Here is a 26,609-nt window from a genome sequence, read left to right on the forward strand (position 1 = left end):
CCAGTGTTCCTGACGCGATGTCAAATGTGAACCCCGCCCGCCCCGCCTGGCCTGACCCGCCCTGCCTGCCCCGCCTGGCCTGACCCGCCCTGCCCTGCCCTCTGCTCCGTGCTTCAGTCCCCGATCAGGCCCGTCCGCAGCTGGGCGAGGGTGCGGGTGAGCAGGCGGGAGACGTGCATCTGGGAGATGCCGACCTCCTCGCCGATCTGCGACTGGGTCATGTTCGCGAAGAACCGCAGCATGATGATCTGCCGTTCCCGGGGCGGGAGTTTGGCGAGCAGCGGCTTGAGCGACTCGCGGTACTCGACGCCCTCCAGTGCGCTGTCCTCGTACCCGAGGCGGTCCGCGAGAGAGCCCTCGCCGCCTTCGTCCTCCGGGGAGGGCGAGTCGAGCGAGGAGGCGGTGTAGGCGTTCCCGACGGCGAGGCCGTCGACGACCTCCTCCTCGGTGACGCCGAGCACGGCCGCCAGCTCCGGGACGGTCGGGGACCGGTCCAGCTTCTGGGCCAGTTCGTCGCTCGCCTTGGTCAGCGCGAGGCGCAGTTCCTGGAGCCTGCGCGGGACGCGGACGGACCAGGAAGTGTCTCGAAAGAATCGTTTGATCTCGCCCACGACGGTCGGCATCGCGAACGTCGGGAACTCCACGCCGCGTTCGCAGTCGAACCGGTCGATCGCCTTGATCAGGCCGATGGTGCCGACCTGGACGATGTCCTCCATCGGCTCGTTCCGGCTGCGGAACCGAGCCGCCGCGTAGCGCACCAGCGGCAGGTTCAGCTCGATCAGGGTGTCTCGTACGTACGCCCGTTCGGGGCTGTCCACGTCCAGGGCGGCGAGTCGCTGGAAGAGGGAGCGGGAGAGGGTGCGGGTGTCGATGGCTTCCGAGCGGTCGGCCACTGCCGGCAGCTCACGCGTGTCGAGCGTGAGCACCTTGGAGCTGCCCTGTTCTGCGGACATGCCACCCCCTTGAGGTCGCGGACGGTCGCGTCTCTGCGCCCGTCGGAGGAACGCAGCCTCCACCTGAATACCGGAGGCGGGGCTGCGGCAAACGCGGTTCCAGCAGAATGTCACATGTCGGCAACACGCTGTAGCGTCATGTCGACAAGTATCTCCAGCGACAGTCGGCCGACCGAGCAGAATGAGCCGATTCTGTAGGGAAACGCTGGAACAGCTCCACCCGATCCGGTTAGGCCTCGATCCTGTTTGCGGATCTCAGACGGGCGAAGCTCCGGGCGAGCAGCCGGGACACGTGCATCTGCGAGACGCCCAGCTCCGCGCTGATCTGCGACTGCGTCAGATTGTTGTAGTAGCGCAGGAGGAGGATCCGCTGCTCGCGTTCGGGCAGCTGCACCAGCAGGTGGCGCACGAGGTCGCGGTGTTCCACACCGGCCAGCTCGGGGTCCTCGTAGCCGAGCCGGTCGAGCAGCCCGGGCATGCCGTCGCCCTCCTGCGCGGCCTCCAGCGAGGTCGCGTGGTAGCTGCGGCCGGCCTCGATGCAGGACAGCACCTCGTCCTCGCTGATGCGCAGGCGCTCGGCGATCTCGGGAGTGGTCGGGGTCCGGCCGTGGAGGGTCGTGAGGTCCTCGGTCGCGGCGTTCACCTGCACCCACAGCTCGTGCAGGCGGCGCGGGACGTGGACGGTGCGGACGTTGTCGCGGAAGTACCGTTTGATCTCGCCCACGACCGTCGGCATCGCGAAGGTGGGGAACTGGACCCCGCGCTCCGGGTCGAACCGGTCGATCGCGTTGATCAGGCCGATGGTGCCGACCTGGACCACGTCCTCCATCGGCTCGTTGCGGCTGCGGAAGCGGGCGGCCGCGTACCGGACGAGCGGGAGGTTGGCCTCGATCAGGGCCCCGCGCACCCGGTGGTGCTCGCTGGTGCCCGGCTCCAGGTCCTTCAACTGGCCGAAGAGCACCTGGGTCAGGGCCCGGGTGTCGGCTCCCCGGCCCTGCGGCCTGGCCGGCGTCGGGGACGGGTCCGGGGGCGGGTCCTGGGACGGGTCCTGCGACGGCTCCTGGGACCCGTCCGGGGGTGCGTCCTGTGACTGCTCCCGCGACTGCTCCTGCGACTGCTCCTGGGGACGGGGCCCAAGGCACGGCTCCCCTGCGCGCGGCTCCCCCGGACGCGGCTCCCCCGGACGCGGCCCGCCCGGGCGGGGCTCGGCGGTGCGCGGTTCGGCGGTGCGGTGCTCGGCCGGTCGCGGATCCTGGTGGCGCGGTTCGTGCGGGCGGAGCTCTTGCTGGGGAGGCACCTGAGGCGCAGTACTGGCCGGCACGGTCACGCCACCCCTTCGCTCAACTCATCGGTCAAAAGCGGTCATAGCATCACAAGAGATGTGCACTATGTGCAAGCACCGTATATAGCCGTGTTGAGGGCAAGTTGGGCATTTAGCGGTATTCCTTTTACCGGCTCCGCCGGCCGTGAACGCGAAAGGTCCCCCACCCGTCGGAGTGGGGGACCCGGAAGTCCGGAAATCGCTTCGGCGTGCGGTTTCAGTTCACCAGTTCGGTGATGAACTCGCCGATGCCGGAGGCGGCATCCGATATGCCCTGGAAGCCTATTCCCACCATCTCCGCCGCCCGCTTGGGCTGGGTGATGATCACGAAGAGGACGAACACGGTGAGGACGCCCGTGATGAGCTTCTTGGTGTCCATGGACGGTGTCGGCCTCCCCAACCGGCGCTGCAAAGTCGGGTGAGTCTAACCGGTCAGGTTTGGTCACTCACCTGTCCTTTAAGGACCAATGACCCGGTGGTTGGGGCCCTTTGCCGCTGGGTGCCCGGTCGGGGCGGGCGCAGGATTGAACACGAGCCCACCGGTTCTGGCAGGAAACCGGTGGGTGAGGGACAGGACCTCACTGCGGGGTCCGAGCCGCAAGCTTCCCCCCTGACTGCGGCTCGGGCTGGCAGGTTCCGTCCCCGTCGGGGGAAGTGGCTTGTCCCCCCGATCGCCACTTCCCCCGTCCCCACCGTTGAAGGTCCCGACTCCGGTCGGGACCTTCTTCGCGTCTGGGGCGGGCGGAGCGGAGCGGGGGGTGCCGCGGGCGCCGTCGGGCACCGGGGGGCTACTGGATGGCGCCGGCGAGGCCCAGGAGCGGCTGGACGGGCGCGATCACGGGGGAGAGCTGGTCGGGCAGGGTCATCAGCTGGTTGAGCTGGTTCGCGCCCTGGCTGAGCCGCGCGCCGATCTCGGGGACGGAGGGCTGGGCGCCGGCGGGCATGCCCGGGGCGGCGGCCGGGAGGTCCGGGAGGCTGAGCGGGGCCGCGTCCAGGGGCGCGGCGGAGGCGGCGGGTGCGGCGAGGCCCGCGGCGGCCCCCGCGAGGGCGAAGGCGGCGAGCATGCGCTGGGTCTTGGTCATGCCGTGACAACGGCCGAGCGGGCGGCCCGGTCACGGCGGGCACGCGCGAGAGCCCCGGTTCGTACGAACCGGGGCTCTCAGTGGCGGTGGTGGAGGGATTTGAACCCCCGATGGGTTGCCCCATACTCGCTTTCGAGGCGAGCTCCTTCGGCCACTCGGACACACCACCGAGAGAGATCCTAGCCCAAGGTGGGGAGTGCTTTGCAAATCCGCAGGACGTGGCCTGGCTCACCGCTCCCGGAAGGCCCCCGCGAGGGGCTCACAGCGCCCTGAAGAAGTCCGTGAGCTGCCGCGCGCACTCCTGCTCCAGCACCCCGCGGATCACCTCGGGGCGGTGGTTGAGCCGGCGGTCGCGTACGAGGTCCCACAGCGACCCGGCCGCGCCCGCCTTCTCGTCCCCCGCGCCGTAGACGACCCGCGCCACGCGGGACTGCACCAGCGCGCCCGCGCACATCACGCAGGGCTCCAGGGTCACCACCAGGGTGCACCCGGTCAGCCGCCACTCCCCGAGCCGGGCGGCCGCCCGGCGCAGCGCCAGCAGCTCGGCGTGCGCCGTGGGATCTCCGGCGGCCTCCCGTTCGTTGTGCCCGGTGGAGAGGAGCTCCCCGCCGGGGCCGAGCACGACGGCACCGACCGGCACGTCGCCGGCCGGTACCGCCAGGGCGGCCTCCTCCAGCGCCAGGCGCATGGAGTCCCGCCAGGGATCCCGTACGGGATCGGGGTCGTACGTGAGGTGGTGCTCGGTGATCACTAGCGGACGGCCTCCAGCACGTCGGTGGCGCCGAGGGCGTCGGCGATCTCGGTGAGGGCGTCTCCGTCGAGGGTCAGCAGTTCCTTGTGGCCGACCCCGAGGTCGTCCAGCAGCCGGGGGTCGCCGAGGGGGCCGGCCGGCAGGGGCTCGGAGCCGGCGCGCGGCTCGTCGTCCGCGCCGTCGTCCTCGTCCGTGTAGGCGGCGACCGGCTCGTCGTCGCCGTCCTCGGTGCCGTCCAGGTCCAGTTCGTCGAGGTCGTCGTCCTCCTCGTCGGTGCCCAGCAGCTCCTTCGTGAGCATCGCGCCGTAGGAGCTGCGGTCGGCCACGGAGGCGTTCGACACGAAGTAGCGGGGGTCCTCCTCTCCGTCCACGCGGATGACGCCGAACCAGGCGTCCTCCTGCTCGATGAGGGCGACCACCGTGTCGTCGTCGACAGCGGCGGACCGTGCGAGATCGATCAGATCACTGAGGGACTCGACGTCGTCGAGTTCCATGTCGCTCGCTTCCCACCCGTCTTCGGTGCGCGCGAGCAGTGCGGCGAAATACACCGTGACTCTCCCACTGGTCATAGGTGTGCCGGTTGGAGGTCCCCCCGGCCGGAGGTTGGGGTGTGCACGGCCGTGACGCTTGCCATCCGCACCCCGCCCAATCGGCATCGTGGCAGAAACAGCGGCTTTGCGAGAGGTCTTCCGCGCGGCGGCCGTGTCGCGGCGCCGGTGGCGCGCCCGGTCGCGAGCCCGGTCAGGGGGCCGTCGGCGCGCACGCCGGTGGGCCGGGCGGCGCGCCAGGTGGCACGCCCGGCCTCGCCCCGGTCGCCCGGTCGCCCGGCCTCGGCCCGGTCGCCCGGTCACCAGCGGAAGGTGCGCATCCGCATCTGCTGCCGCATCCGGGCCGCTCGGGCGCGCCGGGGCTGGACCCGGTCGCGCAGCTCCCTGGCCTCGTTCAGATCGCGCAGGAACTGCGCGCGTCGCGCCCTGCGCTGCGCCGCCGTCTCCGGCGCCTCGTACGCCTCTCTCCCGTCGGTGTCGTTCGGCTGCGTCTCGGGCATCGGCACCACCCCAGGCTGGTCCGGTCGTCCTCCTCCGCGTCACGGAGCAGACCCCCCGCTCCCACCTTCCCCCGGCCGGCGCGTTTGATGCCAGCGGCGCGCAGATCACCCCAGGTCAGGGGTCAGACCTCGGCGTCCTCGTCGGTGAGGGCCGGTACGACGGCCACCGGGCCGTGCGCGTGCTGGAGCACCGCGTGCGCGACCGACCCGATCAGCAGGGACCGTACGCGCGGGTGGTGGCGGCCCACCACGACCAGCGCGGCCGACCGGGACGCCTCCACCAGCCGCCCGGCCGCGTTCCCGGGCTCGGCGGCCTGCTCGACGGGCACGTCCGGGTACCGGCCCCGCACCGCCTCCAGCCGCCGGGCCTGGGCCCGCAGCATCTCCCGTTCGGCCGGCACGGCGTCCCCTTCGTCGGCGAGGGCCTCGGGCGGGATCACCGCGAAGGGGCCGCCGAGCAGGTTCGCCGGGCCGGGCGGGATCGCGTACGCCGAGACCACCTGGACGGTGGTCCCCCGTGCGGCGGCTTCCGCGAAGGCGAACGACAGCACGTCCTCGGGCGTCTCGGTGACGTGCAGCCCGAGCACCACCTTGCCGGCCGAGGCGCCCGCGGCCTCCCCGGAGGGGTCGGCGGCCGCGTCGCGGCCGGCGTGCGGGACCACCACCACGGGGCAGGAGGCGGTGGTGGCCACGGCCCTGCTGTTCGAGCCGAGCAGCAGCGCCGCGAACCCGCCGCGCCCCCGGGAGCCCATCACCAGCATCCGGGGCGAGCCCTCGCCGCTGATCACCCGCAGGGCCGCCGGGACCGAGCCCTCCAGGGCCTCGTAGCGGATCTCCGCGGGCCGCTCGGGGGAGGCCTCCAGGATGGCGCGTACGCGGTCGCCCACGGGGTCCGCGTACTCCTCGGGCTCGTTCGGGTCGTGCAGGGCCGAGCGGCGGCCGGCGTACAGCTGGGTGGCCTCGGGCAGCACGTGGGCGACCAGCAGGCCGGTGCCGTGCCGCAGGGCGGCCGCGCGGGCCCACTCCAGGGCGCGGAGGCTGTGCTCGGATCCGTCGACGGCCGCGATCACCAGTCCGTTGCTCACCAGTCCAGCCTGCTGGGCGGCCGCGCGGCCCGCATCTCAGGGCCCACGGCGGACGCGCGGCGGTGCGCACACCGCGTAGCCTTTTGCCAGTGGGTCGCGAACAGGCGGCCGTTTTCGCAGGTAGCAGGGTCTCGCAGTTCGCTGATCGCAGGTCGAAGCCCGGCTGAGTCTTGGAGGATGTTGTGCGTTTGCAGGTCGTCGATCACCCCTTGGTGGCGCACAAACTCACCACGCTGCGCGACAAGCGCACCGACTCCCCCACCTTCCGTCGGCTCGCCGACGAGCTGGTGACGCTCCTCGCGTACGAGGCCACCCGCGACGTGCGCACCGAGCAGTCCGACATCGAGACCCCGGTCGGCCCGACCACCGGCGTCAAGCTGTCGTACCCGCGCCCGCTGGTCGTCCCGATCCTGCGCGCCGGCCTCGGCATGCTGGACGGCATGGTGCGGCTGCTGCCGACCGCCGAGGTGGGCTTCCTGGGCATGGTCCGCAACGAGGAGACCCTGGAGGCCTCCACGTACGCGACGCGCATGCCCGAGGACCTCTCCGGCCGCCAGGTGTACGTGGTGGACCCGATGCTGGCCACCGGCGGCACGCTGGTCGCCGCGATCCAGGAGCTCATCAAGCGCGGCGCCGACGACGTGACCGCCGTGGTGCTGCTGGCCGCGCCGGAGGGCGTCGAGGTCATGGAGCGCGAGCTCGCGGGCACGCCGGTGACGGTGGTGACGGCCGCCGTGGACGAGCGGCTCAACGAGCACGGCTACATCGTCCCGGGCCTGGGCGACGCGGGCGACCGCATGTACGGCTCGGCCGAGTAGGTACCCCGGTTCAGGGGATCAGCACTTCGCGGAGGGCGCGGGCGCGGGCGGGTTGGCCAGGACGGCCAGCGCCTTGTCCGCGTCCTCCTTCGTGCTGAGCTCCTTGAAGGAGTCGCCGAGGATCAGGTCGATGTCCGCGCCCTCGCGGGCGTCGGTCTGGGTGGTGACCCCGGCGAGCTGGGTGCCGAGGACGGAGTAGGCGGCCTTGTCCGTCCGCGGGGAGCCGAGCAGTATCCCGGGGCCGGGGACCTTCTTGTCGAAGTCGGCGGGGGCGTTGCCGACGTGGCCGACGGCGAAGCCGCGCTTCTTCAGCTCGTCGCCGACGGCCTTGGCCAGGCCGGCGCGCGGGGTCGCGTTGTAGACGTTGACGGTGATCTGGGCGGGCTGCGGAAGGGCGACCGCGGGGGCCTTGGAGACGGCGGGGCCCGCGTCCGGGGCGGTTGCGGGTTTCACGGCGTTGGCGTTGGCCTTCGCGGGCTTGGCGGAGGCCGTGGGGCAGTTCCCGTCGGACGCCGCCGTGTTGCGCTTGCCGCTGTCGTCGCCGCCGAACACGTCGATGAGCTGCAGCGCCCCGTAGCCGAGCAGGGCCAGGGCCAGGACGGATCCGAGCAGGGCGAGGACGATCTTCCGACGCCGCCGGGGGCGGCTCATACGGGGGTAGGCAGCTCCCGTTACGCGGTACTTTCCGCCCATGCCGGGGGGAGTGAGCATGCTCATGGGCGCAGCGTAGTGCCGTACCGGAACGATGCCTACTAAATGATCTGTTGATCGGGTAAGGCAGACCCGAAAGGCGCAATCAGTCCATCTCGAGGACGCGCGCGTGCAGGACCTGGCGCTGCTGGAGGGCCGCGCGTACGGCGCGGTGCAGCCCGTCCTCCAGGTAGAGGTCGCCCTGCCACTTCACGACGTGGGCGAAGAGGTCCCCGTAGAAGGTGGAGTCCTCCGCGAGCAGGGTTTCGAGGTCCAGCTGCCCCTTGGTCGTCACGAGCTGGTCGAGCCGTACCGGGCGCGGCGCGACGTCCGCCCACTGCCGGACGCTCTCCCGGCCGTGGTCGGGGTACGGCCGCCCGTTTCCGATGCGCTTGAAGATCACACGGAAAGCCTACCGGGCCGGTGCCTCCGGGCGCAGCCTCGCGCCGTCGGTGCAAAAGTGGCAGACAGGAATATTTCGGGAGGGATGCATGAGCCAGAGCACCGGCCCGGCCGTTCCGGCCGGCTCGCCCGATCCGTCCGGGGCGCCCGAACCGCCCGGGGCGCCCCACCCGCCCGGGGCGCCCGACCCCGCCGTCGACGCGATTGCCGCCGGGTACGCCTTCACCGGCCCCGCGCTCGACCTCGGAGCCCTGCTCTGGGACGGGAAGTGCCTGCCCGAGCGGCAGATCCGGATCCCCCTCGCCATGCTCAACCGGCACGGGCTGGTGGCCGGAGCGACCGGTACCGGCAAGACCAAGACGCTCCAGCTGATCGCCGAGCAGCTGTCGGCGAACGGCGTGCCCGTCTTCCTGGCCGACGTCAAGGGCGACGTCTCCGGCATCTCCGCCCCCGGCGCGGCGAACGAGCGGACCGCGGCCAGGGCCGGCGAGGTCGCGCAGGAGTGGGAGTCGACCGCGTACCCCGCCGAGTTCTACTCCCTCGGCGGGATCGGCCCCGGGATCCCGGTCCGCGCGACCGTGACGGCCTTCGGGCCGGTGCTGATGTCCAAGGTGCTCCAGCTCAACCAGACGCAGGAGCAGTCGCTCGGCCTGATCTTCCACTACGCCGACGCCAAGGGCCTGGAGCTGATCGACCTCAAGGACCTGCGGGCGGTCGTCGCCTTCCTCGTGTCCGACAAGGGAAAACCCGAGCTGAAGGGAATCGGCGGCCTCTCGACCGTGACCGCCGGAGTGATCCTGCGCGCCCTGACGGCATTCGAGCAGCAGGGCGCCACGCAATTCTTCGGCGAGCCCGAATTCGACACGAGCGAATTGCTCCGGACGGCCGCCGACGGGCGCGGAGTGGTCTCCGTCCTGGAACTCCCGGCAGTACAGGACAAACCGCAGCTTTTCTCCACATTCCTGATGTGGCTGCTCGCCGACCTCTACGGAGGACTTCCCGAAGTCGGCGATCTGGACCGGCCCAAGCTGGTGTTCTTCTTCGACGAGGCGCACCTCCTCTTCACCGGGGCCTCGAAGGCGTTCCTGGAATCCATCACCCAGACGGTCCGGCTGATCCGCTCCAAGGGGATCGGCGTCTTCTTGGTCACCCAGACCCCCAAGGACGTTCCCGCGGACGTGCTCGCCCAGCTCGGCAACCGCGTCCAGCACGCCCTGCGCGCCTTCACCCCCGACGACGCGAAGGCCCTCAGGGCCACGGTGAAGACCTTCCCCAACTCCCCCTACGACCTGGAGGAGACGCTCACCGGGCTCGGCACCGGCGAGGCCGTCGTCACGGTGCTCAGCGAGAAGGGCGCCCCGACCCCGGTCGCCGCCGTCCGGCTGCGCGCACCGCAGTCGCTGATGGGGCCGGTCGACGCCGGAGCCCTGGACCGGGCGGTGAAGTCCTCACTGCTGTACCCGCGCTACGCGGAGCCGGTCGACCGCGAGTCCGCGTACGAGAAGATCACCGCCGAACAGGCCGCCGCGGAGGCCGAGGCGGAGGCGGCCGCCGCGGCGGCGGAGGCCGAGAAGCAGGCCAAGGAGGCCGAGAAGGCCGCCCGGTCCGCCCGGTCCGCCCCGAAGCCCGAACCCTCGCTGACCGAACAGGTCGTGGGGAGCGGGCTGTTCCGCTCCCTGGCGCGGTCGATCGGGACACAGCTGGGCCGGGAGATCTCCCGGTCGATCTTCGGGACCGCGCGCCGCCGCCGCTGAGCCGGGCCCCCCGGGGTCCCCCCTCCAGACGGAATCGAGCGAACCGGCTGTCGGGCGCCCGGCGCGCGCTGACAGACTCGGGGCATGCGGACCGAACTCACCGACACCACGTCCAGCAAGATCGGCCGGGCGCTGCTCGACGCCCGCCGGGCCGTTGGCAGCCCGACCATGGGGCTGGTGCTGACCCTCGTCATCGTCACCGACGAGGAGAACGCCTACGACGCCGTACGCGCGGCCTCCGAGGCCTCGCGGGAGCACCCGTGCCGGATCATCGCGGTGATCAAGCGGACCCACCGGGGCCCGGAACGGCGGCGCCGGACCCGGCTCGACGCCGAGCTGCGCGTGGGAACGGACGCCGGCTCCGGGGAGACCGTGATCCTGCGCCTGCACGGCGACCTCACCACCCAGGCCGGCTCGGTGGTGCTCCCGCTGCTGGTGCCGGACGCGCCGGTGGTTGCGTGGTGGCCGGCCGAGGCGCCCGCCGATCCCGCCCGCGACGACCTGGGCGCGCTGGCCCAGCGCCGGATCACCGACGCGCAGGAGGCACCGGACCCGGTCGGCGTGCTGGACGCGCGCGCGGCCTCGTACGCCCCGGGTGACACCGACCTCGCCTGGACCCGGCTCACGCCGTGGCGTTCCCTGCTGGCCTGCGCGTTCGACCAGAAGCCGCTGGCGGTGACCGCCGCCGCGGTGGAGAGCGAGCCCGACAACGCGAGCGCCGCGCTGCTGGCGCGCTGGCTGGAGGACCGGCTCGGCGTGCCGGTGGCCCGGGCGGCGTCGGACGGGCCGGTCATCACCCGGGTCCGGCTGGAGACCTCCGCCGGCGAGGTGGTCGTGGACCGCCCGACCGGCTCGCTGGCCACGCTGGTGCTGCCGGGCTGGCCCGACCGCAAGGTCGCGCTCAAGATCCGCAGCACCGCCGAGCTGATCGCGGAGGAGCTGCGGCGGCTCGACGCCGACGAGGTCTACGCCTCGGTGCTGCGCGGCCGGGCGGCCCAGACGTCGCTCTCGGCGTAGTGGTTGTCGTACGTGGGCTGGCTGTCGATGATGTCCTGCACGGTGGCCTCGCCCGCGCGCACCCGCCCGAGGAGACGGTAGTAGTCGAAGCGGGCCATGCCGGGGGTGAAGCCGACGAACACCTCGGCGGTGTGGCCGGCGGCCGGGGCGAAGGCGTGCTTGACACCGGGGGCGACGCTGATGAAGTCGCCCTTGGTGAGGGTGTGGATCTCGTCGCCGACGAGCACGTCGAGCCGGCCGTCCGTGACGTGGAAGAACTCGGTGGCCTTGGTGTGGAAGTGCACCGGGGCCCCGGCCGCGCCCACCTCGAAGCACGCGGTGTTGCAGGTGAGTTCCGGGGTGTCGGTGAGCAGCGTGATGAAGCTGCCGGGGCCGTCGGAGATGACTTCGGCGTCTGCGGCACGGGTGAGGTTCTCGATCATGCCGCCGACCCTACGGCGCCCGGCCCCGCGCCCTGCCGACGGGTACCCCTGGACCGCTCAACTCCGTTTCAGCGACGGAAGTTCACGCCCCGTCGGCTCACGCGGAGCGCTTGGCGGCGGCCTTCTGTGCCTGCTTGTACTCGCGGACCTTCGCCAGGGACTCCGGGCCCGTGATGTCGGCCGCCGAGCGGTGGACGTTCGGCAGGCCGTAGCCGCCGGCGGCCTCGCGCCAGCCCTTCGGGCGGACGCCGAACCGCTTGCCCAGCAGGGCCAGGAAGATCTGCGCCTTCTGCTCCCCGAAGCCCGGCAGCGCCTTCAGCCGGGCCAGCAGCTCCGCGCCGTCGGCGGCGTCGGCCCAGACGGCGGCCGCGTCGCCGTCGTAGTGCTCCACCAGGTACGCGCAGAGCTGCTGGATCCGCTTCGCCATCGATCCCGGGTAGCGGTGCACGGCGGGCTTCTGCGACAGCAGCGCCGCGAAGGCCTCCGGGTCGTGGGCGGCGATGGCGTGCGCGTCGAGGTCGTCGGTGCCGAGCCGCTGGGCGATGGTCCAGGGCCCCGAGAACGCCCATTCCATCGGCACCTGCTGGTCGAGCAGCATGCCGGTGAGCGCGGCCAGCGGGCTGCGCGCGAGCAGGGCGTCGGCCTCGGGCTGCTGCGCGAGCCGGATGGTGATGTCGTCCATGCCCCCAGCCTCCCCCAGCGGGGGCCCCGGCGCCCGGTCGGCGCGCGATTGTCAGACCCCCCGCCTAGCGTGGGAGCGACAGGGCAAGCACGCGTACGGACGGCAGACGACACAGGAGTCGATCGACCATGGCTGAGTTCCCGGAAGGCGCCCCGTGCTGGGCGGACGCGATGTTCTCCGACGTGGAGGGCGCCAAGGAGTTCTACGGCGACGTGCTGGGCTGGACCTTCGGCGAGGCCAGCAGCGAGTACGGCAACTACACGCAGGCCTATTCCGACGGCAAGGCGGTCGCGGCCGTGGTGCCGCCGATGCCGGGAGGTGACGCCCCTTCGCAGTGGTGTCTCTACTTCGCCTCGTCCGATGCCGCCGCGACCGCCGAGAAGATCAAGGCGGCGGGCGGCACGCTGATGATGGAGCCGATGCAGGTCGGCACGTTCGGGACGATGGCGATCGCCAAGGAGCCGAGCGGCGCGGTCTTCGGCGTCTGGCAGCCCGGCGAGCACAAGGGCTTCGAGAAGCTCGGCGAGTCCGGTGCGTACGCCTGGGCGGAGGTGTTCACGCGCGAGCCGGACAAGGCGGACGGCTTCCTGTCACAGGTCTTCCCGTACGAGTCCCAGCAGATGGACCCCGGTGACGACCCGGAGGCGTCCGGGATGGACTTCAACGTCTTCAGCGTGGGCGGTCCGCAGAACCCGGTGCTGGGCCGGATGAGGATGGGCGAGGAGTTCCCGCCCGAGATCCCCTCGTACGTACAGGTCTACTTCGCGGTGCCGGACTGCGACGAGGCGGTCGCTAAGACCCGCAAGCACGGCGGGCAGTTGCACTTCGGGCCGATGGACAGCCCCTTCGGCCGCTTCGCGGCGGTCACCGACCCGCAGGGGGCGGCGTTCGCGGTGATCGACCTGTCGACGACGGTCGGGGAGATGCCGAGCTTCGGCTAGGGCCTGTCGTCAAACTCCCGTCGTCGCCCGGAGGGCAGACGGGAGTTTGACGACAGGCCCTAGGGGCCCCCTGGCCGCCCGAGTCCGGAGCCGTTCCCCCGCCGGTCGACACGGCGGGGGAGCGGGGCCGGCGTGCGGGCGTCAGTACAGCGGGTGGACGGTGAGCGCGGTCCGGAAGGCGGGGTGGTGCGCCGGGTGGTACGCGGGGTGGAGCACCAGCGGGGCGTCCCAGACGGACGGGGCCGAGGTGACCGTGTAGACCACCGGATAGCCGAAGGGCGGGAGCGGGAAGGAGCTCGGCGCGGCCTGGGCGGGGGTGCTGGTGAACAGGGCGGTGCTGAGAGCGAGCGCCGCGGCGGCGGCGATGTTCTTGATCATGCGTGCAGGGATAGCGTCCGCCCGATGCCGCCCACCAGCCGAGGACACTCCTGATCACCCGGTTGCCGGAGCCGATTCACCGCAGAATCGATCACTCGCCCGCCCGCTTCCCCCGCCGGAGGGAGCCGGATTCCGCCGGTCAGCCGTTCCGCGGGCCGGCGAGGGAGCGGCTCCGGCCGCGGCGGACCGCCTCCCAGACGGCGCCGAGGACCGCGGACTGCACGAGGGCGCAGGCGACCAGCACGCCGACGGAGAACCAGAGGGGAGGCTTCGACGCACCCCAGACCAGCATCCCGACGGCCATCGTGGCGAAGGAGGAGGGGGCGGTGAAGAGGGTGGGCCAGATCCAGACGAACCCCGGGTCCTGACCGAAGAGGGAGACGCCCGTCGCGACCGCGATGGCGCCGGCGACGACGGTGAGGTAGACCGCCGAGGCGGGATTGGCGAAGGTCAGGCGTATCAGCGTGCGCTCGTTCATCGGTTCTCCCTGGGGCGTGGTGTGCCTCCAGCGTCGGCCCGGACGGCCGCGGTGTCGTGAGTACGCGTACCCAGTTCCACTCGGTACGGCCGCAGTTGCCGCAGCCGTTCCCGGCGGGGCGTCGGGGCGGGCGTAAATGGGGGGAGGGTTTTCCGCCGGCGGCCTAGGGTGACCGACCATGCCTACCAATGAACAAGTGATCGAACGGGCCCTGGAGCGGATCAGCGCGGGTTACGTCTTCCCCGAGAAGACCGGCGCCGTCGAGGCGGCGATCCGCAGGAGGCTCGCGGAGGGCGCGTACGCGGGTCTCGACGGGCCGGCGCTCTGCGCGACCGTGACGGCGGACCTCCAGGACGTGTGCCCGGACAAGCACCTGCGCCTGCTGTGGACGGACGAGCCGCAGTCGCTCGAACCGGTGGACGACGACGGGGGCGAGGCCGCGTTCCTCGCGCTCCTCAGGGCGGAGCACCAGGGGATCCGCCGCGTCGAGCACCTGGAGGGGAACGTGGCGGTCATCGACGTCCGCCGCATCGCGACCGCGATCGAGGGCGCCGGCGCGATCGGCGCGGCCATGCGGCTGGTCGCGAACAGCTCCGCGCTCGTCCTGGACCTGCGGGAGTGCCGCGGCGGGTCCCCGGAGGGGGCGGCGTTGTGGTGCAGCTACTTCTTCCCCGACGACCAGGTGCACCTCAACGACATCTACGACCGGGTCACCGACACGACCCGGCAGTACTGGACGACCGCACACCTGCCCGCGCCGCGCTACACGGACCGCCCCGTCCACGTGCTGACCAGCGGGACGACGTTCTCCGGGGGCGAGGACGTGGCGTACACCCTGCAGGCGCACGGCAGGGCCGTCGTCGTCGGCGCGACCACGCGCGGCGGGGCCCATCCGACGGCCCGCCACGCGGTCGCCGAGCACATCCTGGTGACCGTGCCGACGGCCCGGTCCGTCAACACCGTCACCGGCACCAACTGGGAGGGCGTGGGCGTCGTACCGGACGCCCAGGTCCCGGCGGAGCGGGCCCTGGAGGAGGCGCTCGTCCTCAGCGCGGCGGCAGTTGGTCGTACGTCCTGAAGGTGTAGAGCGCGGACAGGGTGATCGAGTTGCCGGTCCCGGCGGGGAGGCCGAGCTTGTCGTTCAGGACCTTCCCCAGCGGCCCGCAGCCCTTGGCGGCCGGCACCGCGAAGGAGTCGTCGGCGGCGGCGAACTTGATCACGGGCGGGTTCTTCGAGATCCGCTCGGACTTGCCCACGCGCTTCAGCCGGATCTCGATGGGGGCGCCGTCCGTGCCGATGGTGCAGCCCGGCGGGAGGAGCGGGCTCAGCGCGCGATAGCGGAGCGTGAAGAGGCCCATGTCGTCGCCGACGCTGTAGAAGTCCGAGCGCCCGCCGTACTCCGGCTGGAGGGAGAGGCCGAGTGCGGGGTTGCGGTCCCCGGCGGGGTTGCCGATCAGCCCGCCGGGGACGGCGGTCGGGCCGCTGCGCAGCGCGCCCCAGACCTGGCCCTTGCTCCCGTCGGGCATCGGGCCCTCGGCGTGGGTGAGGGTCATCGGGGCGAACTCGGGCAGGGTGCGGTCGCCGAGCTTCAGGGACCCGGTGGCGGTCAGTACCTCGCACTTCCACTGTGCCGCGTCGACCCCGGCGGGGATGGCCGGGCAGTCGGTGAAGTCGTACGACGGCGTGGGTGCGGGCGCGGGTGCGGGCGTGGGCGTGGGCGTGGGTGCGGCGGTCGCGGTCCCGGCGACGGCGACGGTGAGGGCGGCGGCGAGGCCGAGCCCGACGGCCGCGCGGCGGCGGAGGGTGTTGGTCTGCATGCCTCCAAGGTGCCGCCCCGCACGCCCCGGGGGTCACCGGGAAACCCCGGGGCCCGCCCTGAGGTGTCCCTGATGTGAGGTCAGGGACAGCTGTAGACACGTGAGTTGGGGGCACTCGGGGGAGGCCACGGGCCGTGTGACCCGGGAGGGGCCGGACGGCCGTGATCCGGCGGCGTGCCGGGCCGACCGCCTCCTGGACCTCCGCGGCGGGCCCGGGACCGCCTCCACCGCGCGCGGGCGGCTACTCGATGAAGAGGCTGCGGCCGTGGCCGATCGCCAGTTGGCCCGGGAAGATCGGGTGCACCACCCTGCCGTCGCAGGCGGGGCCGCTCCACACCCAGGCGACCCCGTCCGTGAGGTTGACGACCTCCGACGGGGCGAAGTCGCCCAGGGGGAAGCAGCCGCTGGGGGCTTCGTTGGGCGCACCGTCGATGAACAGGACGCCCTGGGCCGCCTGTGCCGTGCCGGGGACCGCCAGCGCCAGCGCCACGGCCGCCGCGCACGCCCCCAACAGCCCCGCCGTCCTCCGCGCCCGCATCCTCATCCTCGTCCCCATCCGCATCCTCATCCTCATCCGTCCGCCTCTTTCCTCTCGCCCGACCAGGTGCCATGACCGACGGTAGGTGGAGGTCACGTTCCGTGACACGGCGTGTGGTGGTGAAGGAGGGGCGTGAGGAGCGTGCGGGGCGTGCGCTCAGGCCGCGGCCCGTCCGATCGAGCAGGACGGCACGCCGGCAGCTCAGAGGCTGGCGTCCCGGTCGCGACGGGGCATAGGGCCGGCCTATGGGCCCATCGGTCCGGGGGTCCTACCGGGGGCCGGAGGGCCGGACGAGGGTGGTGGCAAGAGCCTTTCGATGAAGCAAGGACGCCATGTACACCCTCCTGTTCCTCCTGATCTCCCTCTGCCTCTGGGCGGTGCTGCGCGCCTGGCCGCGCGGGCCATGGCTGTTGCTGTGGGCGGGGACGCTGGCGCTCACGACGCTCGCGTTCCTCCCCCACCTCGACCGCGCCTTCGGCCTGAGCTTCTGAGGAGGAGCACGCGATGACCACCACGGCGATGACCACCACGGCGACCACCACCACCGCGACCCCCACCACCGTCACCCTTCCCCCCGCCCGTCTCTCCCACCGCCTCGGCCTCTGGTTCGCCCACGCCTACGTGCTGGGCATGTGCGCCACCATCGGCGGCGCGTACGTCTTCCAGTTCGGCCTGTGGGAGTACCCCTGCCCGATGTGCCTGCTCCAGCGGATGTTCATGCTGCTCAGCGCGCTCGGACCGGCCATGATCGTCGCCCGTTCGCGCAAGGGCGCGGTGAGCACCGCCGAGTTCGCCTCCGGGTGGGGCGTCGCGATCGTCTCGGCGCTGATCGGCAGCACCGTCTCCGCCTCGCAGGTGCTGATGCACATCGTCCCCCCGGACCCCGGCTACGCGGGCGCCCTGTTCGGCCTGCACCTGTACACCTGGGCCGCGATCACCTTCCTGCTCGCCGTCCTCGCGGCGGCCGTGAACCTCGTCCTGGCCCGCGAGTTCCAGCCCCTGGGCGCCGCCCAGGCCTCGCCGGCCCTGCGCCGCGCGGCCGGCTTCACCCTGGCCGTCCTCGCGTTCTTCGCGGTGAGCAACCTGGTGGCCTGCTTCCTCCTCCAGGGCCTGCACTGGCAGATGCCGGGCGACCCGACCGGCTACCGGTTCTTCACCGATCTGCCGTGAGGTAGCGGGTCATCCGCTCCGGGACGCTTGGCCGGCTCAGTGGCCGGCGAAGGCAGCGGCGTTCTCGCGGGCCCACTGGGCGTAGGTGCGGGCGGGGCGGCCGAGGAGGGTCTCGGTGGTGTCGGCGACGGTGGCGGGGCCGTGGTTCGCGGCCTCCCACAGGTCGAGCAGCGAGGAGACCATCGGGGCGGGCATGTGGGCGCCCATCTGGCGCTCGGCCTCGGTGCGGGTGATCTGCTCGACGGGGATCTCGCGGCCGATCGCGTCGGCCAGGACCGCGAGCTGGCGGCGGAAGGTGAGCGACTCGGAGCCGGTCAGGGTGAGCCGGCGCCCGGTGAGCGAGTCGCCGGTGAGGGCCTCGAAGGCGATGTCGGCGATGTCCTCGGGGTGGATGGGCGCGATGTGCGCGTCCGGGTAGGCGAGCTGGACCGGCAGGGACCGGCCGATGGGGTACGCCCAGCCGAAGGAGTTGCTGGCGAAGGCGTCCGGGCGCAGGAAGGTGCAGGTCAGGGCGGAGGCGGCGAGGGCGCGCTCGACCTTCAGGCTGTGGCTCGCGAGCGGGTCGTCCGCGGCGCCGGGGGCGAGGACGGTGGACGAGGACAGCAGGACGACGTGCTCGACGCCGGCGGCCCCGGCGGCGGCGATCAGCTCGTGGATGCCGGCGGGCTCGGGGTAGAGGAAGACCTGCCGGACGCCGTCCAGTGCGGCGGCGAAGGTCTCGGGGCGGTCGAGGGCGAGCTCGCGGGTTTCGACGCCGGTCGGGACGGTGAGCCGGGCGGGGTGGGAGCTGGCGGCGCGGACGGCGTGGCCGGCGGCGTGCAGGCGGCCGACGAGGGCCTGGCCGACCTTGCCGCGGGCGCCGGTGACGAGGGTGCTCATGGGTTCTCCGTTCGTGGTGACGGCAGCCGTTCGTTGACCGCCGACATATGTATGCATGCTTGCATGCACACGTTTTCAGGTCAACACATGTTTGTCGTCAGTCACGTATGTACGATGAGGGGCATGACGAAGCAGCAGGCGGACGCGGCGGACATGAGTGACGAAGAGCTGCTGAACGCCGTCGGCCCGGCGTTCGGGAAGCTGCGGCGCTCCTCGCTCCTGGAGGTCGAGGACCCGATCTCCCAGAAGGACCTCGGCCGGACCCTGGTCCTCAACGTGGTCCTGGAGATCGGGCAGGACGGCGCCCGCGAGGTCACCGTCGGCGCGGTCGGCGCACACCTGGGCACCGACCCCTCGGTGGCCAGCCGCATGGTGTCCGACTGCATCTCCGCCGGCTACCTGGTCCGCGCCGCCTCCCAGCAGGACGGCCGCCGTACGGTCCTCCACCTCAGCCCCGGGGGCGAGGAGCTGATGGCCCGCTTCCGCCGGCACCAGCGCTCGGCGTTCGAGTACATCACCGCCGACTGGAGCGAGCGCGAACGCCTGGACTTCGCCCGCCTGATGCTGAAGTACGTCGCGTCCCAGGAGTCCCTGCGTCGGCGCGGGGCTTGAGCCGCCCGGCGGTGGCGGTGGCCGGGGCCGGCCGCGGCAGCGCCTTCGGCACCTTCGGGGAACTGCTCCAGGGCGTACTGCCCGGCGCCGGCGGCCACTTCATGGTGACCCTGCCGCTGGCGCGGTGGTCCACCGCCGAGTTCGCCTACGAACCGTCCGCCGCCGGCGTCCGGGTCGCCCCGGCCCACAAGCACCGGGCGGCACGGCTGGCGGTACGGGCCCTGCGCGCCGCCGGCCTCGACGGCGGCGGCCGGCTGCGCCTGGGCGGCGAACTGCCCGAGGGGAAGGGCATGGCCAGCTCCTCGGCCGACCTCGTGGCCACCGCCCGGGCCGTCGCCGACGCCGTGGGCGCCCGGTTCGGCCCCGCCGACGTCGAGGCGCTGCTGCGCGGCGTGGAGCCGACCGACGGGGTCATGTACGACGAGATCGTCGCCTTCGGGCACCGCGAGGTCCGGCTCCGGGAACGGCTGGGCACCGTGCCCGCCATGACGGTGGTCGGCTACGACGAGGGCGGCACGGTCGACACCATCGTCCGCAACCGCGCGGCCGCCGCACCCGGCGCGGACGACCGGCGCGAGTACGCCCTCCTCCTCGACCGGACCCGCGAGGCGGTCCGCGCCGCCGACCTGCCCGCCCTCGGCCGCGTCGCGACCCGCAGCGCGGAACTGCACGCCCGCCGCCACCCGCGCCCCGCCCTGCCCGTCCTGCTGCGCGTCTGCTGGGACGTCGGCGGGCTCGGCGTGGCCTGCGCCCACAGCGGCACCGTGCTCGGCATCCTGCTGCCCCACGACGACCCCGCCACCCCCGCGAAGGCCGCCGCGGCCCAGTCCGCCTGCGCCGTCGCCCTCCCCGGACCCACCCGCCTCCACCGCACCCTCGGCCCCGCCGACGACTGGACCGGCGCGGGGGTCCTGGGGGTCCCCGGTCAGCGCGCGGCGGCCCTGGCCCGCGCGGAAGCGACGTAACGGGTGGTGAAGAGCCCCCGGCCCACTGAGTAGACAGTGTCTACGGAAGTGGCCGCATCTGAGTACGCGTACTCAGGACGCACCTTTCCCGCCCTGGGAGCGTCTGACGCATGGACAAGATCTACTCAGTGGTGGGCGGGACCCTCTCCGGTCTGTTCACCGGGTACCTGGCGATGGGGCTGTGGTGGTGGGGCGCCACCGAGGACGCCCGCTGCGAAACCGGCACCACGATCTGCCTCCCGGTGTACCAGTTCATCGCCTTCGTCTCGTGGTTCGCCGTGGCGGTGGTCTTCTTCGTGATCGCCCTGCGCCTGCTGGACGTCCGCCCGAGAACGGCCACGCTCCCGGCCTGCCTCGCCCTCCAGATGTACGCCCTGACGCTGCTGGCCCCGCTCTCGGCCCACGGGTACCCGGAGCCCTCGCTCCTCACCTTCTCGGCCCTGGCCGCCGGTCCGGCCCTGGTGGCCCTCTGCACCTTCCCGGACTGGCGCCGCCGGGGCCTCGCCGCGACCGGCGTCCTGGTGGCCGGCTCTTTCGTCGCGTACGGCTGCGTCGAGGGCTTCCCGTGGTGACCCCGTCCGGACAGCCGTTCACCCTGTGTCTCGCTGGCATCGTCTTTGCCTTGGCTCGTCAGCTGTAGGCGTCGCCCTGGCCACGGCCGCCGCTGCGGGGCTAGTGACTGCTTGGGACAAAACCCTTCGTCTCTCCACCAGCTCGGACGTGAACAGGTCAGCGAGCACCTGACCGCTGTTGGTCCCGAAGAGCCGGACCGCAATCAGCGGTCCGGCTCTTCGTTTCGCCTGTTCAGGCGGCTGCGGAGGATACGAGATTCGAACTCGTGAGGGGTTGCCCCCAACACGCTCTCCAAATGTTCGTACGGGGGTCCGGAGCGGGGGTGAATGCAACCAGAACTGCAACCACAGGAGTCAAGCCCTGCTCATGCCCTGCGCCAGGCGCCGAGCAGTTCTTCGGGTCCGTACGCCGCCTGGAGCCCGGAACAGGTGGTCCCGTTGCGCGAGACCGCCACGAGCGGTACCGGCTCGTCGGTGATGGCGGCCCGGTGCTTCTGCAGCGCCGCCAGGTCGTGGTTGTCGAACGAGGAGTTCTCCAGCCACTTGACCGAACCGAGGAAGAGCAGTTCCTTGGCCACCGGCTGCCGGTCGGCGCCGACCAAGTCGATTTCGACGTCGTTGCTGCGGGTCCAGTAGCCGCCGATCGCCGGGGCGGCGGGTAGGAGCCCGTCCGGCAGGAGGCGGGCGAGGGATTCCCGGACGAGGGGTTCGATCGCCCGCCCCCGCCAGCTCGTCCACTGCTCCTTGATCCGGCTCAGCGTCAGGTCTCCCCGCATCCGCTCGATCTCCGCCATGTGCGGATCCAGAAACGCGAGCCAGAACCGGAGGTAGGGATCGGCCACGCGGTAGCGACGTTCCTTCGACGGCCTCAGGGAGAGGGGCAGCTCGGCTGCCACCACCCGCTTCTCGGTCAGGACGTCGGTGGCCCGGGTGAGAGTGGTGTGGGCGATACCGCCCGCAGCGCGAGCGATGTTGGTGAAGGTTCTCTCCCCGCTTCCGATGGCCCGCAGGACTTCCCGGCTCATCGCCTGCGGCGGAAACTCCGCGGCCAGTGACCGCTCGGCGGAGACCAGCAGCGCCGAGATCGGGTTGTCCAGCGAGTCGCGGAGGAACTCCCAGACATCGGCCCCGGGCCGCCACTCCGCGCAGATCAGCGGAAGTCCGCCCGTGATCAGGGCCGCGTCGAGGGCGGCCGCCGGCTCAAGCCCGAGCATCTCGCCGATGTCGGCAGGATTCAGCGGCCCCACGACCATTTCCCGGCCCCGCTGGTGGAACGGGCGGTCGTAGCTGTTCAGCGCCTCCATCATCGACAGGTCGGAGCCGACCAGGAGGAGCAGCACGGGTTTGCGGCTGAGCAGTCGGTCCCATGCCCGTTGGAGCATGCCCTCGAAGGCGTCGATGCGGTCCATCAGATATGGGACCTCGTCCATGACGACCACGCTTGGACTGTCTTCGGGAAGGATCTCCGCGAGTAGCCTGAATGCGGCATTCCACTGCTCTGGAGTCTCCTCCGAGAACAGTTCCCGCTCCGGCAGGGTGGATCTGGCCACGGCGTCGAGCAACTCCGTCAGCTCGTCCTCCGCCGTTCCGCCCGCCGCAGTGAAGAACAGGTACGGCACCTCGGTGCGCCGGAGGAATTCTTCGACGAGGCTGGACTTGCCGACCCGCCTCCGCCCGCGCATGAGGATGCACTGTCCCGGCTTCGCCGCGCCGACGGCATCGCGGACCGACCGCAGGGCGCTGCCGAGCACGTTCAGCTCGCGGTCCCGTCCGATGAAGCGCCGCATGTAAGCCTCCCGCGAGCGATACTCTCGACAGAGATAGTATCGCCGCCGATAGCATTCTTGGTCATTCAGGGGCGACGCTCATGACACTGTGGATGCGGGAGAGGGTGAAAACGCGCTCGGCGTCCCGAAGGTGGCACCAGGCTTCGAGGTAAGGCGGATCGAGGTCGAGGCGGCTGAGCGTGCGCACCGTCCGGTTGCCCGAGGTCGCGACGTACTCGACGGTGATGGCCTGACCGGCGTCGATGGCATGAGCGAGCTGGCGGACGTCGCTGTACGGAAGGCGCTTCGCCCATCCCGCGACGATCTCCTCGGTGTCCGTGGCGAAGGGCGCTCCGCCGTCGAGTGGCGCCGGTTCGGGAGCGGGCGGGGCCGTCAGCAGCTGGAGCGCCAAGGTGCTCGGGTCGAAGGCGGCGGATTCCTTCGCCGTGCTCGTCGCGATCCGGCCGCCGCCCCTCGCCCTGGAGCCGCGCGGAGCCGGGACGGCAGCGCCGGCCCGCCGAGGCCGGGCCTTCTCGATGCGTACCGTGCCCTCGGCTGTCTCGGCGACGGGGGCGTACCCCTCGGCCCGGAGCGCGGCGAGGGTCGTGTCGAGCGGGCTGCGACTGATCAGCACCGTCGGCGCCAGCTGTCGTAGTCCGAGCTTGGCCAGCTGGCGGTGGGCGGCGAGTTCGGCGAGGAGTGCGGGCTCGTCGCCGTGGAGGACGCAGGAGGCGGAGGCGATGCGTACACGCCCGTGGCCGCGTGCGGTGTCGGCGATCAGGTACGACAGCGGCTGTGGCAGTGGCCCGGCGGCGACAGTGGCCAGGTCGGTTGTGATGTCCTCGTGGGTGCGGCCGGCGTCCAGAGCCCGGCGGACGCTGCCGACACTGAACCGCCATACCGACGCCGTGCCGCTGGTCTCCCGGTCCGCGACGGAGTCCAGGACTGCGGCCAGCCGCGCGGACGGTGTGCCGGTGACGACGGCGGTGAGGTCGGCGCCGATCCGGGCCGTCACGGTGGCCGAGGGAAGCAGTCGCCGGCACTCGATCCCCAGCCCCTCCGCGTCGCCGGTCCGCAGGTGGATGCCGATGGCGGACAGGGCACCGCGCGCGAGCACGCCGAGGAGTTCGGCCTCGCGGATCACGGTGGCGAACGGCGGTCCGTCCGGCGACGAGTCGGCGAGGGGGCGGTACCAGGCGATGAGCGGCCCCAGATCCGACGCGACCCGCACGCCCTGCCCCGCCGGGAGCCGGGCGGCTGCGGCCAACAGCCCGTGGCGGGCCTGCACACAGCCGTTGCAGGGCGGTGCGCCGGCGAGGGCAGGGAGAGCCTTGTTGTCCTCGTCGCGCGCCTGGGTGGGGGTGAGCGGCAGGTTCCGCCATGCCTGGAGCAGTACGGCGAACTGCTCCGGGGGTTCCTGCTCCGCCCAGGCGTCGTAGGTCGCGGTAGGGGCCACTCGATCGCCGTCCCGGGCCAGCAGCCCGGCGGCATACGCGGTCTCCAGGGTGAGGCGTACGACGGCGTCGTCGGCCTGGGCCGCCTTGCCGATCCGGGCCAGTTCACGCGCACCGATCCCACCGGACTTCAGCCGGGTCGGCGGGGTCGTCGAGCAGGCCGACAGGACCGAGGCGGCGTGGGTGGCGAACGCCGCGGCCGCGGCCGACGCCTCGCGGTCCACTTCCGTCGGAGTGACGGACGCCGATCGCGCGGAAGGCGGGACGGGTTGGAACGGCGCGTGCCAGCCGGGCCCGCGCAGCGCGACCGCCACCTCGGCAGGCATACGGGCCGGACCGTAGCGGTGGCGGTCCTGGATCAGGAGTCCCCGTTCCAGTGCCCATCGAGCGCCCGGTTCGACATCGGGGCCCGGACTCACGGACATGATGAACCGCGCGGGCCTCGCCGGCCCGGCCCCCGCTCGGCCTTCGAGCAGCTTCCGCACCGCCGCCGGGGCCCCGGCGACCACGGAGGCGATCCGCTCCGGGTCGCTGTGATGTTCCACCAGAGCGGCCAGCCGCTGCGGCTTGGTGCCCGGCGGTCTGACGCCCAGTGCCGCCAGCATGCCGCGCAGTTCGTCGGAGGTCGTGCCCGAGAGCAGTTCCTCCAGCGGGGCATCCAGTCCCAGAGGCGCGTCCCACGCCTGCCGCAGCGGTCCGGCCATGCGGAGCTTCTCCGCACCGTCCGGCCAGACCAGAGCATGATCGGCCAGCGCCTCCAGCACGGCCGCCAGTTCGCGGGTGGTGTCGTCGTCCGCAACTCCCAAAAGCTCCGCCAGGGCATCGCGTGACGCGGGCACACGCAGCGCCGCCAGCGCTTCGGCGACCTGGAGATGCGGCAGCGCGAGCTGCGGCAGGGCAAGCGCCACCGATCCCGGGCGCTGGAGACGGTCGGCCAGTTCCCCCACCGAGCGCGGCTCCGGAGGGGACGAGGCGTCCTTCCGCGTCCCGAGCACGCGTGCCAGACGAGAGGCGTCGAGGCTGCCCAGCCATGCCGCCAGTGTTGATCGGGACTTCATACGGAGGTGCACCTCGTTAGACCAGGGACCGTCGCAGCGGGGCCGGAGGCCCGGCACCGGGTTCAAGGATGGCGTACTCCGTGAGCTGCGGGTGCCGGATGGGGCAGGTACCCCCTTGGTGGGCTTTGACGGCTTGTGAGCTGCCTCATTGCGGTGCCAGAGGGCCGCCTATTCTCCGAAATATCCGAAATGGATACTTCTAAGCGCAACCAGAACTGCAACCAGGGCATGCCGAAGACCCCGGCCGCTGGAGCGGTCCGGGGTCTTCGTTTCGCCTGTTCAGGCGGCTGCGGAGGATACGAGATTCGAACTCGTGAGGGGTTGCCCCCAACACGCTTTCCAAGCGTGCGCCCTAGGCCTCTAGGCGAATCCTCCGCCGCAAACAATACAAGACGTTGAGGGGTGCTCGCGAACACGATCCAGGGCGGGGGTCCCGAGAGGATCCCGGGAGGGGGCGGGCTCGATTCCGGGGGCCCGTATCCGCTAGGGTGGGGCCCAGCCCCTCACGTGGCGCTATCTCACCCAACTCCCCCAGGGCCGGAAGGCAGCAAGGGTAAGTGGGCTCTGGCGGGTGCGTGAGGGGCGCTTTGCGTTCCGGGGCGGGTCCGGGGGCGTCGGCGGGCCGTGGTTGTCGGTGGGCCCGGATAACCTCGTAGACGTGTCGTCCCTTGCGCTGTACCGCCGCTACCGCCCCGAGTCGTTCGCCGAGGTCATCGGGCAGGAGCATGTCACTGCCCCGCTGATGCAGGCCCTGCGGAACAACCGGGTCAATCACGCGTACCTGTTCAGCGGCCCGCGAGGCTGCGGCAAGACGACCAGCGCGCGCATCCTGGCGCGCTGCCTCAACTGTGAGCAGGGTCCCACCCCGGATCCGTGCGGGGAGTGCCAGTCCTGCCGTGACCTCGCCCGGAACGGGCCGGGGTCCATCGACGTCATCGAGATCGACGCCGCTTCGCACGGTGGTGTCGACGACGCCCGTGACCTGCGCGAGAAGGCCTTCTTCGGGCCCGCGTCGAGCCGGTACAAGATCTACATCATCGACGAGGCGCACATGGTCACCTCGGCGGGCTTCAACGCCCTGCTGAAGGTGGTCGAGGAGCCGCCGGAGCACCTCAAGTTCATCTTCGCGACCACCGAGCCCGAGAAGGTCATCGGGACGATCCGCTCCCGGACGCACCACTACCCCTTCCGGCTCGTGCCGCCCGGGACGCTGCGCGACTACCTCGGCGAGGTCTGCGGGCGCGAGGGCGCCAAGGTCGAGGACGGTGTGCTGCCGCTCGTCGTGCGCGCCGGCGCCGGGTCCGTGCGTGACTCCATGTCCGTGATGGACCAGCTGCTGGCCGGTGCGGGTGAGGCGGGTGTGACGTATGCCATGGCCACCTCCCTGCTCGGGTACACGGAGGGGTCGCTGCTCGACTCCGTTGTCGATGCCTTCGCCGCCGGGGACGGTGCCGCCGCGTTCGAGGTCGTCGACCGGGTGGTCGAGGGCGGCAACGACCCGCGCCGGTTCGTCGCCGACCTGCTGGAGCGGCTGCGCGACCTGGTGATCCTGGCCGCCGTGCCGGACGCCGGGGAGAAGGGGCTGATCGACGCCCCCGCCGACGTCGTGGAGCGGATGCAGGCCCAGGCGTCGGTGTTCGGGGCCGCCGAGCTCAGCCGCGCCGCCGACCTGGTCAACGCCGGGCTCACCGAGATGCGCGGCGCCACCTCGCCCCGGCTCCAGCTGGAGCTGATCTGCGCCCGGGTGCTGCTGCCGGCCGCCTTCGACGACGAGCGCTCCTTCCAGGCCCGGCTGGACCGGCTGGAGCGCAGCGGACCGCCCGCCGCCGCTTTCGCCGCGCCGGCCGCGGCGCCCGCCATGGGCTACGTCCCCGGGCCCGAGGCGCACGGCATGGCCCCGGCCGGTCCCGGTGGCGGGGTCGCGGCCGCGCGTGCCGCCGTACGGGGTCCCGTGCC

The 26,609-nt window shown here is 72.1% G+C and carries 29 protein-coding genes, 2 tRNA genes, 1 other RNA gene and 1 pseudogene; 12 read left to right on the forward strand and 21 right to left on the reverse strand.

The features are described 5' to 3' along the window. Nucleotides 1-113: 113 nt before the first annotated feature. The 9 genes and pseudogenes from SSNG_RS18240 to SSNG_RS18275 form a co-directional block, all read right to left on the reverse strand. Nucleotides 114-953 (reverse strand): RNA polymerase sigma factor SigF, encoded by an 840-nt coding sequence (locus tag SSNG_RS18240; RefSeq protein WP_042801303.1) that lies wholly within the window; start codon nucleotides 951-953, stop codon nucleotides 114-116. 229 nt (nucleotides 954-1,182) lie between these two features. Further along, nucleotides 1,183-1,980, reverse strand: a pseudogene (locus SSNG_RS18245) (RNA polymerase sigma factor SigF); the annotation flags it as partial. A 511-nt stretch (nucleotides 1,981-2,491) separates the two neighbouring features. Then, nucleotides 2,492-2,653: a hypothetical protein gene (locus SSNG_RS42170; RefSeq protein WP_164720920.1), complete on the reverse strand. Its 162-nt coding sequence runs from the start codon at nucleotides 2,651-2,653 to the stop codon at nucleotides 2,492-2,494. 409 nt (nucleotides 2,654-3,062) lie between these two features. Next, nucleotides 3,063-3,356 carry a hypothetical protein gene (locus tag SSNG_RS18250; RefSeq protein ID WP_007265351.1) on the reverse strand — a complete coding sequence of 98 codons (294 nt, stop codon included), beginning with the start codon at nucleotides 3,354-3,356 and terminating at the stop codon, nucleotides 3,063-3,065. A gap of 81 nt (nucleotides 3,357-3,437) precedes the next feature. Further along, nucleotides 3,438-3,525 (reverse strand) — tRNA-Ser (locus SSNG_RS18255). A 90-nt stretch (nucleotides 3,526-3,615) separates the two neighbouring features. Further along, nucleotides 3,616-4,044 carry a tRNA adenosine(34) deaminase TadA gene (gene tadA / locus SSNG_RS18260; protein WP_050779885.1) on the reverse strand — a complete coding sequence of 143 codons (429 nt, stop codon included), beginning with the start codon at nucleotides 4,042-4,044 and terminating at the stop codon, nucleotides 3,616-3,618. 62 nt (nucleotides 4,045-4,106) lie between these two features. Further along, nucleotides 4,107-4,655, reverse strand: coding sequence for a hypothetical protein (locus SSNG_RS18265; protein WP_007265353.1), 549 nt, complete (start codon nucleotides 4,653-4,655; stop codon nucleotides 4,107-4,109). A gap of 299 nt (nucleotides 4,656-4,954) precedes the next feature. Then, on the reverse strand, nucleotides 4,955-5,155 hold the full coding sequence (locus SSNG_RS18270; RefSeq protein ID WP_050779660.1) for a hypothetical protein: 201 nt from the start codon (nucleotides 5,153-5,155) through the stop codon (nucleotides 4,955-4,957). Nucleotides 5,156-5,277: 122 nt separating this feature from the next. Then, a complete protein-coding gene (locus tag SSNG_RS18275) occupies nucleotides 5,278-6,240 on the reverse strand; it encodes a universal stress protein (protein WP_042801306.1) in 963 nt (320 codons plus the stop codon). 182 nt (nucleotides 6,241-6,422) lie between these two features. On the opposite strand from SSNG_RS18275, the gene upp reads away from it, so the two are divergent. After that, nucleotides 6,423-7,058 (forward strand): uracil phosphoribosyltransferase, encoded by a 636-nt coding sequence (gene upp, locus SSNG_RS18280; protein WP_007265356.1) that lies wholly within the window; start codon nucleotides 6,423-6,425, stop codon nucleotides 7,056-7,058. 18 nt (nucleotides 7,059-7,076) lie between these two features. On the opposite strand, the gene SSNG_RS18285 is transcribed toward upp, so the two are convergent. Then, complete coding sequence (locus SSNG_RS18285) at nucleotides 7,077-7,775, reverse strand: LytR C-terminal domain-containing protein (protein ID WP_042801309.1); 699 nt, start codon at nucleotides 7,773-7,775, stop codon at nucleotides 7,077-7,079. A gap of 79 nt (nucleotides 7,776-7,854) precedes the next feature. Next, complete coding sequence (locus SSNG_RS18290) at nucleotides 7,855-8,151, reverse strand: type II toxin-antitoxin system VapB family antitoxin (RefSeq protein ID WP_007265358.1); 297 nt, start codon at nucleotides 8,149-8,151, stop codon at nucleotides 7,855-7,857. Nucleotides 8,152-8,239: 88 nt separating this feature from the next. Between SSNG_RS18290 and SSNG_RS18295 the strand changes: the two genes are divergently transcribed. Then, nucleotides 8,240-9,904, forward strand: a complete 1,665-nt coding sequence (locus SSNG_RS18295) for a helicase HerA-like domain-containing protein (protein ID WP_007265359.1) — start codon at nucleotides 8,240-8,242, stop codon at nucleotides 9,902-9,904. An 84-nt stretch (nucleotides 9,905-9,988) separates the two neighbouring features. Further along, nucleotides 9,989-10,921, forward strand: a complete 933-nt coding sequence (opcA, locus tag SSNG_RS18300) for a glucose-6-phosphate dehydrogenase assembly protein OpcA (RefSeq protein ID WP_007265360.1) — start codon at nucleotides 9,989-9,991, stop codon at nucleotides 10,919-10,921. Here the strand turns inward: opcA and SSNG_RS18305 are convergent. Both SSNG_RS18305 and SSNG_RS18310 read right to left on the reverse strand, forming a co-directional pair. Beyond that, nucleotides 10,870-11,343, reverse strand: coding sequence for a cupin domain-containing protein (locus SSNG_RS18305; RefSeq protein WP_007265361.1), 474 nt, complete (start codon nucleotides 11,341-11,343; stop codon nucleotides 10,870-10,872). The genes opcA and SSNG_RS18305 overlap by 52 nt on opposite strands. Before the next feature lie 97 nt (nucleotides 11,344-11,440). Next, entirely contained in the window at nucleotides 11,441-12,025 is a 585-nt protein-coding gene (locus tag SSNG_RS18310; protein ID WP_042801310.1) for an HhH-GPD-type base excision DNA repair protein, read from the reverse strand. Between the two features lie 128 nt (nucleotides 12,026-12,153). Between SSNG_RS18310 and SSNG_RS18315 the strand changes: the two genes are divergently transcribed. Beyond that, the gene (locus SSNG_RS18315) at nucleotides 12,154-12,966 is read left to right on the forward strand and encodes a VOC family protein (RefSeq protein ID WP_007265363.1); all 813 of its coding nucleotides are present in this window, start codon (nucleotides 12,154-12,156) and stop codon (nucleotides 12,964-12,966) included. A gap of 141 nt (nucleotides 12,967-13,107) precedes the next feature. Here the strand turns inward: SSNG_RS18315 and SSNG_RS18320 are convergent, their stop codons facing one another. Further along, nucleotides 13,108-13,344 (reverse strand): hypothetical protein, encoded by a 237-nt coding sequence (locus tag SSNG_RS18320; RefSeq protein WP_042801312.1) that lies wholly within the window; start codon nucleotides 13,342-13,344, stop codon nucleotides 13,108-13,110. Nucleotides 13,345-13,483: 139 nt separating this feature from the next. Next, the gene (locus SSNG_RS18325) at nucleotides 13,484-13,822 is read right to left on the reverse strand and encodes a hypothetical protein (protein ID WP_042801314.1); all 339 of its coding nucleotides are present in this window, start codon (nucleotides 13,820-13,822) and stop codon (nucleotides 13,484-13,486) included. Nucleotides 13,823-14,000: 178 nt separating this feature from the next. Here SSNG_RS18325 and SSNG_RS18330 point away from each other — a divergent pair, with 178 nt between their 5' ends. Then, a complete protein-coding gene (locus SSNG_RS18330) occupies nucleotides 14,001-14,900 on the forward strand; it encodes a S41 family peptidase (RefSeq protein ID WP_007265365.1) in 900 nt (299 codons plus the stop codon). Here the strand turns inward: SSNG_RS18330 and SSNG_RS41205 are convergent. Then, a complete protein-coding gene (locus SSNG_RS41205) occupies nucleotides 14,869-15,639 on the reverse strand; it encodes a hypothetical protein (protein WP_007265367.1) in 771 nt (256 codons plus the stop codon). The two genes, SSNG_RS18330 and SSNG_RS41205, sit on opposite strands and share 32 nt — an antisense overlap. A 241-nt stretch (nucleotides 15,640-15,880) precedes the next feature. Then, nucleotides 15,881-16,195, reverse strand: coding sequence for a hypothetical protein (locus SSNG_RS18340; protein WP_129593313.1), 315 nt, complete (start codon nucleotides 16,193-16,195; stop codon nucleotides 15,881-15,883). A gap of 314 nt (nucleotides 16,196-16,509) precedes the next feature. Between SSNG_RS18340 and SSNG_RS42175 the strand changes: the two genes are divergently transcribed. Together SSNG_RS42175 and SSNG_RS18345 are read left to right on the forward strand one after the other, a co-directional pair. Then, on the forward strand, nucleotides 16,510-16,668 hold the full coding sequence (locus SSNG_RS42175; protein WP_007265369.1) for a hypothetical protein: 159 nt from the start codon (nucleotides 16,510-16,512) through the stop codon (nucleotides 16,666-16,668). Nucleotides 16,669-16,681: 13 nt separating this feature from the next. After that, on the forward strand, nucleotides 16,682-17,347 hold the full coding sequence (locus SSNG_RS18345) for a disulfide bond formation protein B (protein WP_241695078.1): 666 nt from the start codon (nucleotides 16,682-16,684) through the stop codon (nucleotides 17,345-17,347). Nucleotides 17,348-17,383: 36 nt separating this feature from the next. On the opposite strand, the gene SSNG_RS18350 is transcribed toward SSNG_RS18345, so the two are convergent. After that, the gene (locus SSNG_RS18350) at nucleotides 17,384-18,226 is read right to left on the reverse strand and encodes an NAD(P)H-binding protein (RefSeq protein ID WP_007265371.1); all 843 of its coding nucleotides are present in this window, start codon (nucleotides 18,224-18,226) and stop codon (nucleotides 17,384-17,386) included. A 123-nt stretch (nucleotides 18,227-18,349) separates the two neighbouring features. Between SSNG_RS18350 and SSNG_RS18355 the strand changes: the two genes are divergently transcribed. The 3 genes from SSNG_RS18355 to SSNG_RS18365 all read left to right on the forward strand — a co-directional run bounded on the left by SSNG_RS18355 (nucleotide 18,350) and on the right by SSNG_RS18365 (nucleotide 20,375). Next, complete coding sequence (locus SSNG_RS18355; protein ID WP_007265372.1) at nucleotides 18,350-18,838, forward strand: MarR family winged helix-turn-helix transcriptional regulator; 489 nt, start codon at nucleotides 18,350-18,352, stop codon at nucleotides 18,836-18,838. Continuing rightward, entirely contained in the window at nucleotides 18,835-19,803 is a 969-nt protein-coding gene (locus SSNG_RS18360; RefSeq protein ID WP_050779661.1) for a kinase, read from the forward strand. The genes SSNG_RS18355 and SSNG_RS18360 overlap by 4 nt, the downstream gene beginning before the upstream one ends. A gap of 110 nt (nucleotides 19,804-19,913) precedes the next feature. After that, nucleotides 19,914-20,375, forward strand: coding sequence for a hypothetical protein (locus SSNG_RS18365; RefSeq protein WP_007265374.1), 462 nt, complete (start codon nucleotides 19,914-19,916; stop codon nucleotides 20,373-20,375). Nucleotides 20,376-20,740: 365 nt separating this feature from the next. Here SSNG_RS18365 and SSNG_RS18370 read toward each other — a convergent pair whose 3' ends face one another. The 3 genes from SSNG_RS18370 to SSNG_RS18380 form a co-directional block, all read right to left on the reverse strand. Continuing rightward, nucleotides 20,741-22,162: an ATP-binding protein gene (locus SSNG_RS18370; RefSeq protein ID WP_007265375.1), complete on the reverse strand. Its 1,422-nt coding sequence runs from the start codon at nucleotides 22,160-22,162 to the stop codon at nucleotides 20,741-20,743. A 61-nt stretch (nucleotides 22,163-22,223) separates the two neighbouring features. Then, the gene (locus SSNG_RS18375; protein ID WP_241695242.1) at nucleotides 22,224-24,710 is read right to left on the reverse strand and encodes a helicase C-terminal domain-containing protein; all 2,487 of its coding nucleotides are present in this window, start codon (nucleotides 24,708-24,710) and stop codon (nucleotides 22,224-22,226) included. A 233-nt stretch (nucleotides 24,711-24,943) separates the two neighbouring features. After that, nucleotides 24,944-25,028, reverse strand: a tRNA-Ser gene (locus tag SSNG_RS18380). Nucleotides 25,029-25,147: 119 nt separating this feature from the next. On the opposite strand from SSNG_RS18380, the gene ffs reads away from it, so the two are divergent. Both ffs and SSNG_RS43905 read left to right on the forward strand, forming a co-directional pair. Further along, an RNA gene (gene ffs / locus SSNG_RS38675) (signal recognition particle sRNA small type) lies at nucleotides 25,148-25,246 on the forward strand. Between the two features lie 65 nt (nucleotides 25,247-25,311). Then, on the forward strand, nucleotides 25,312-26,609 hold a 1,298-nt coding region (locus tag SSNG_RS43905; RefSeq protein ID WP_042801319.1), incomplete at its 3' end, for a DNA polymerase III subunit gamma and tau.

The organism is Streptomyces sp. C (assembly GCF_000158895.1).
GTDB classification, from domain to species: domain Bacteria; phylum Actinomycetota; class Actinomycetes; order Streptomycetales; family Streptomycetaceae; genus Streptomyces; species Streptomyces racemochromogenes.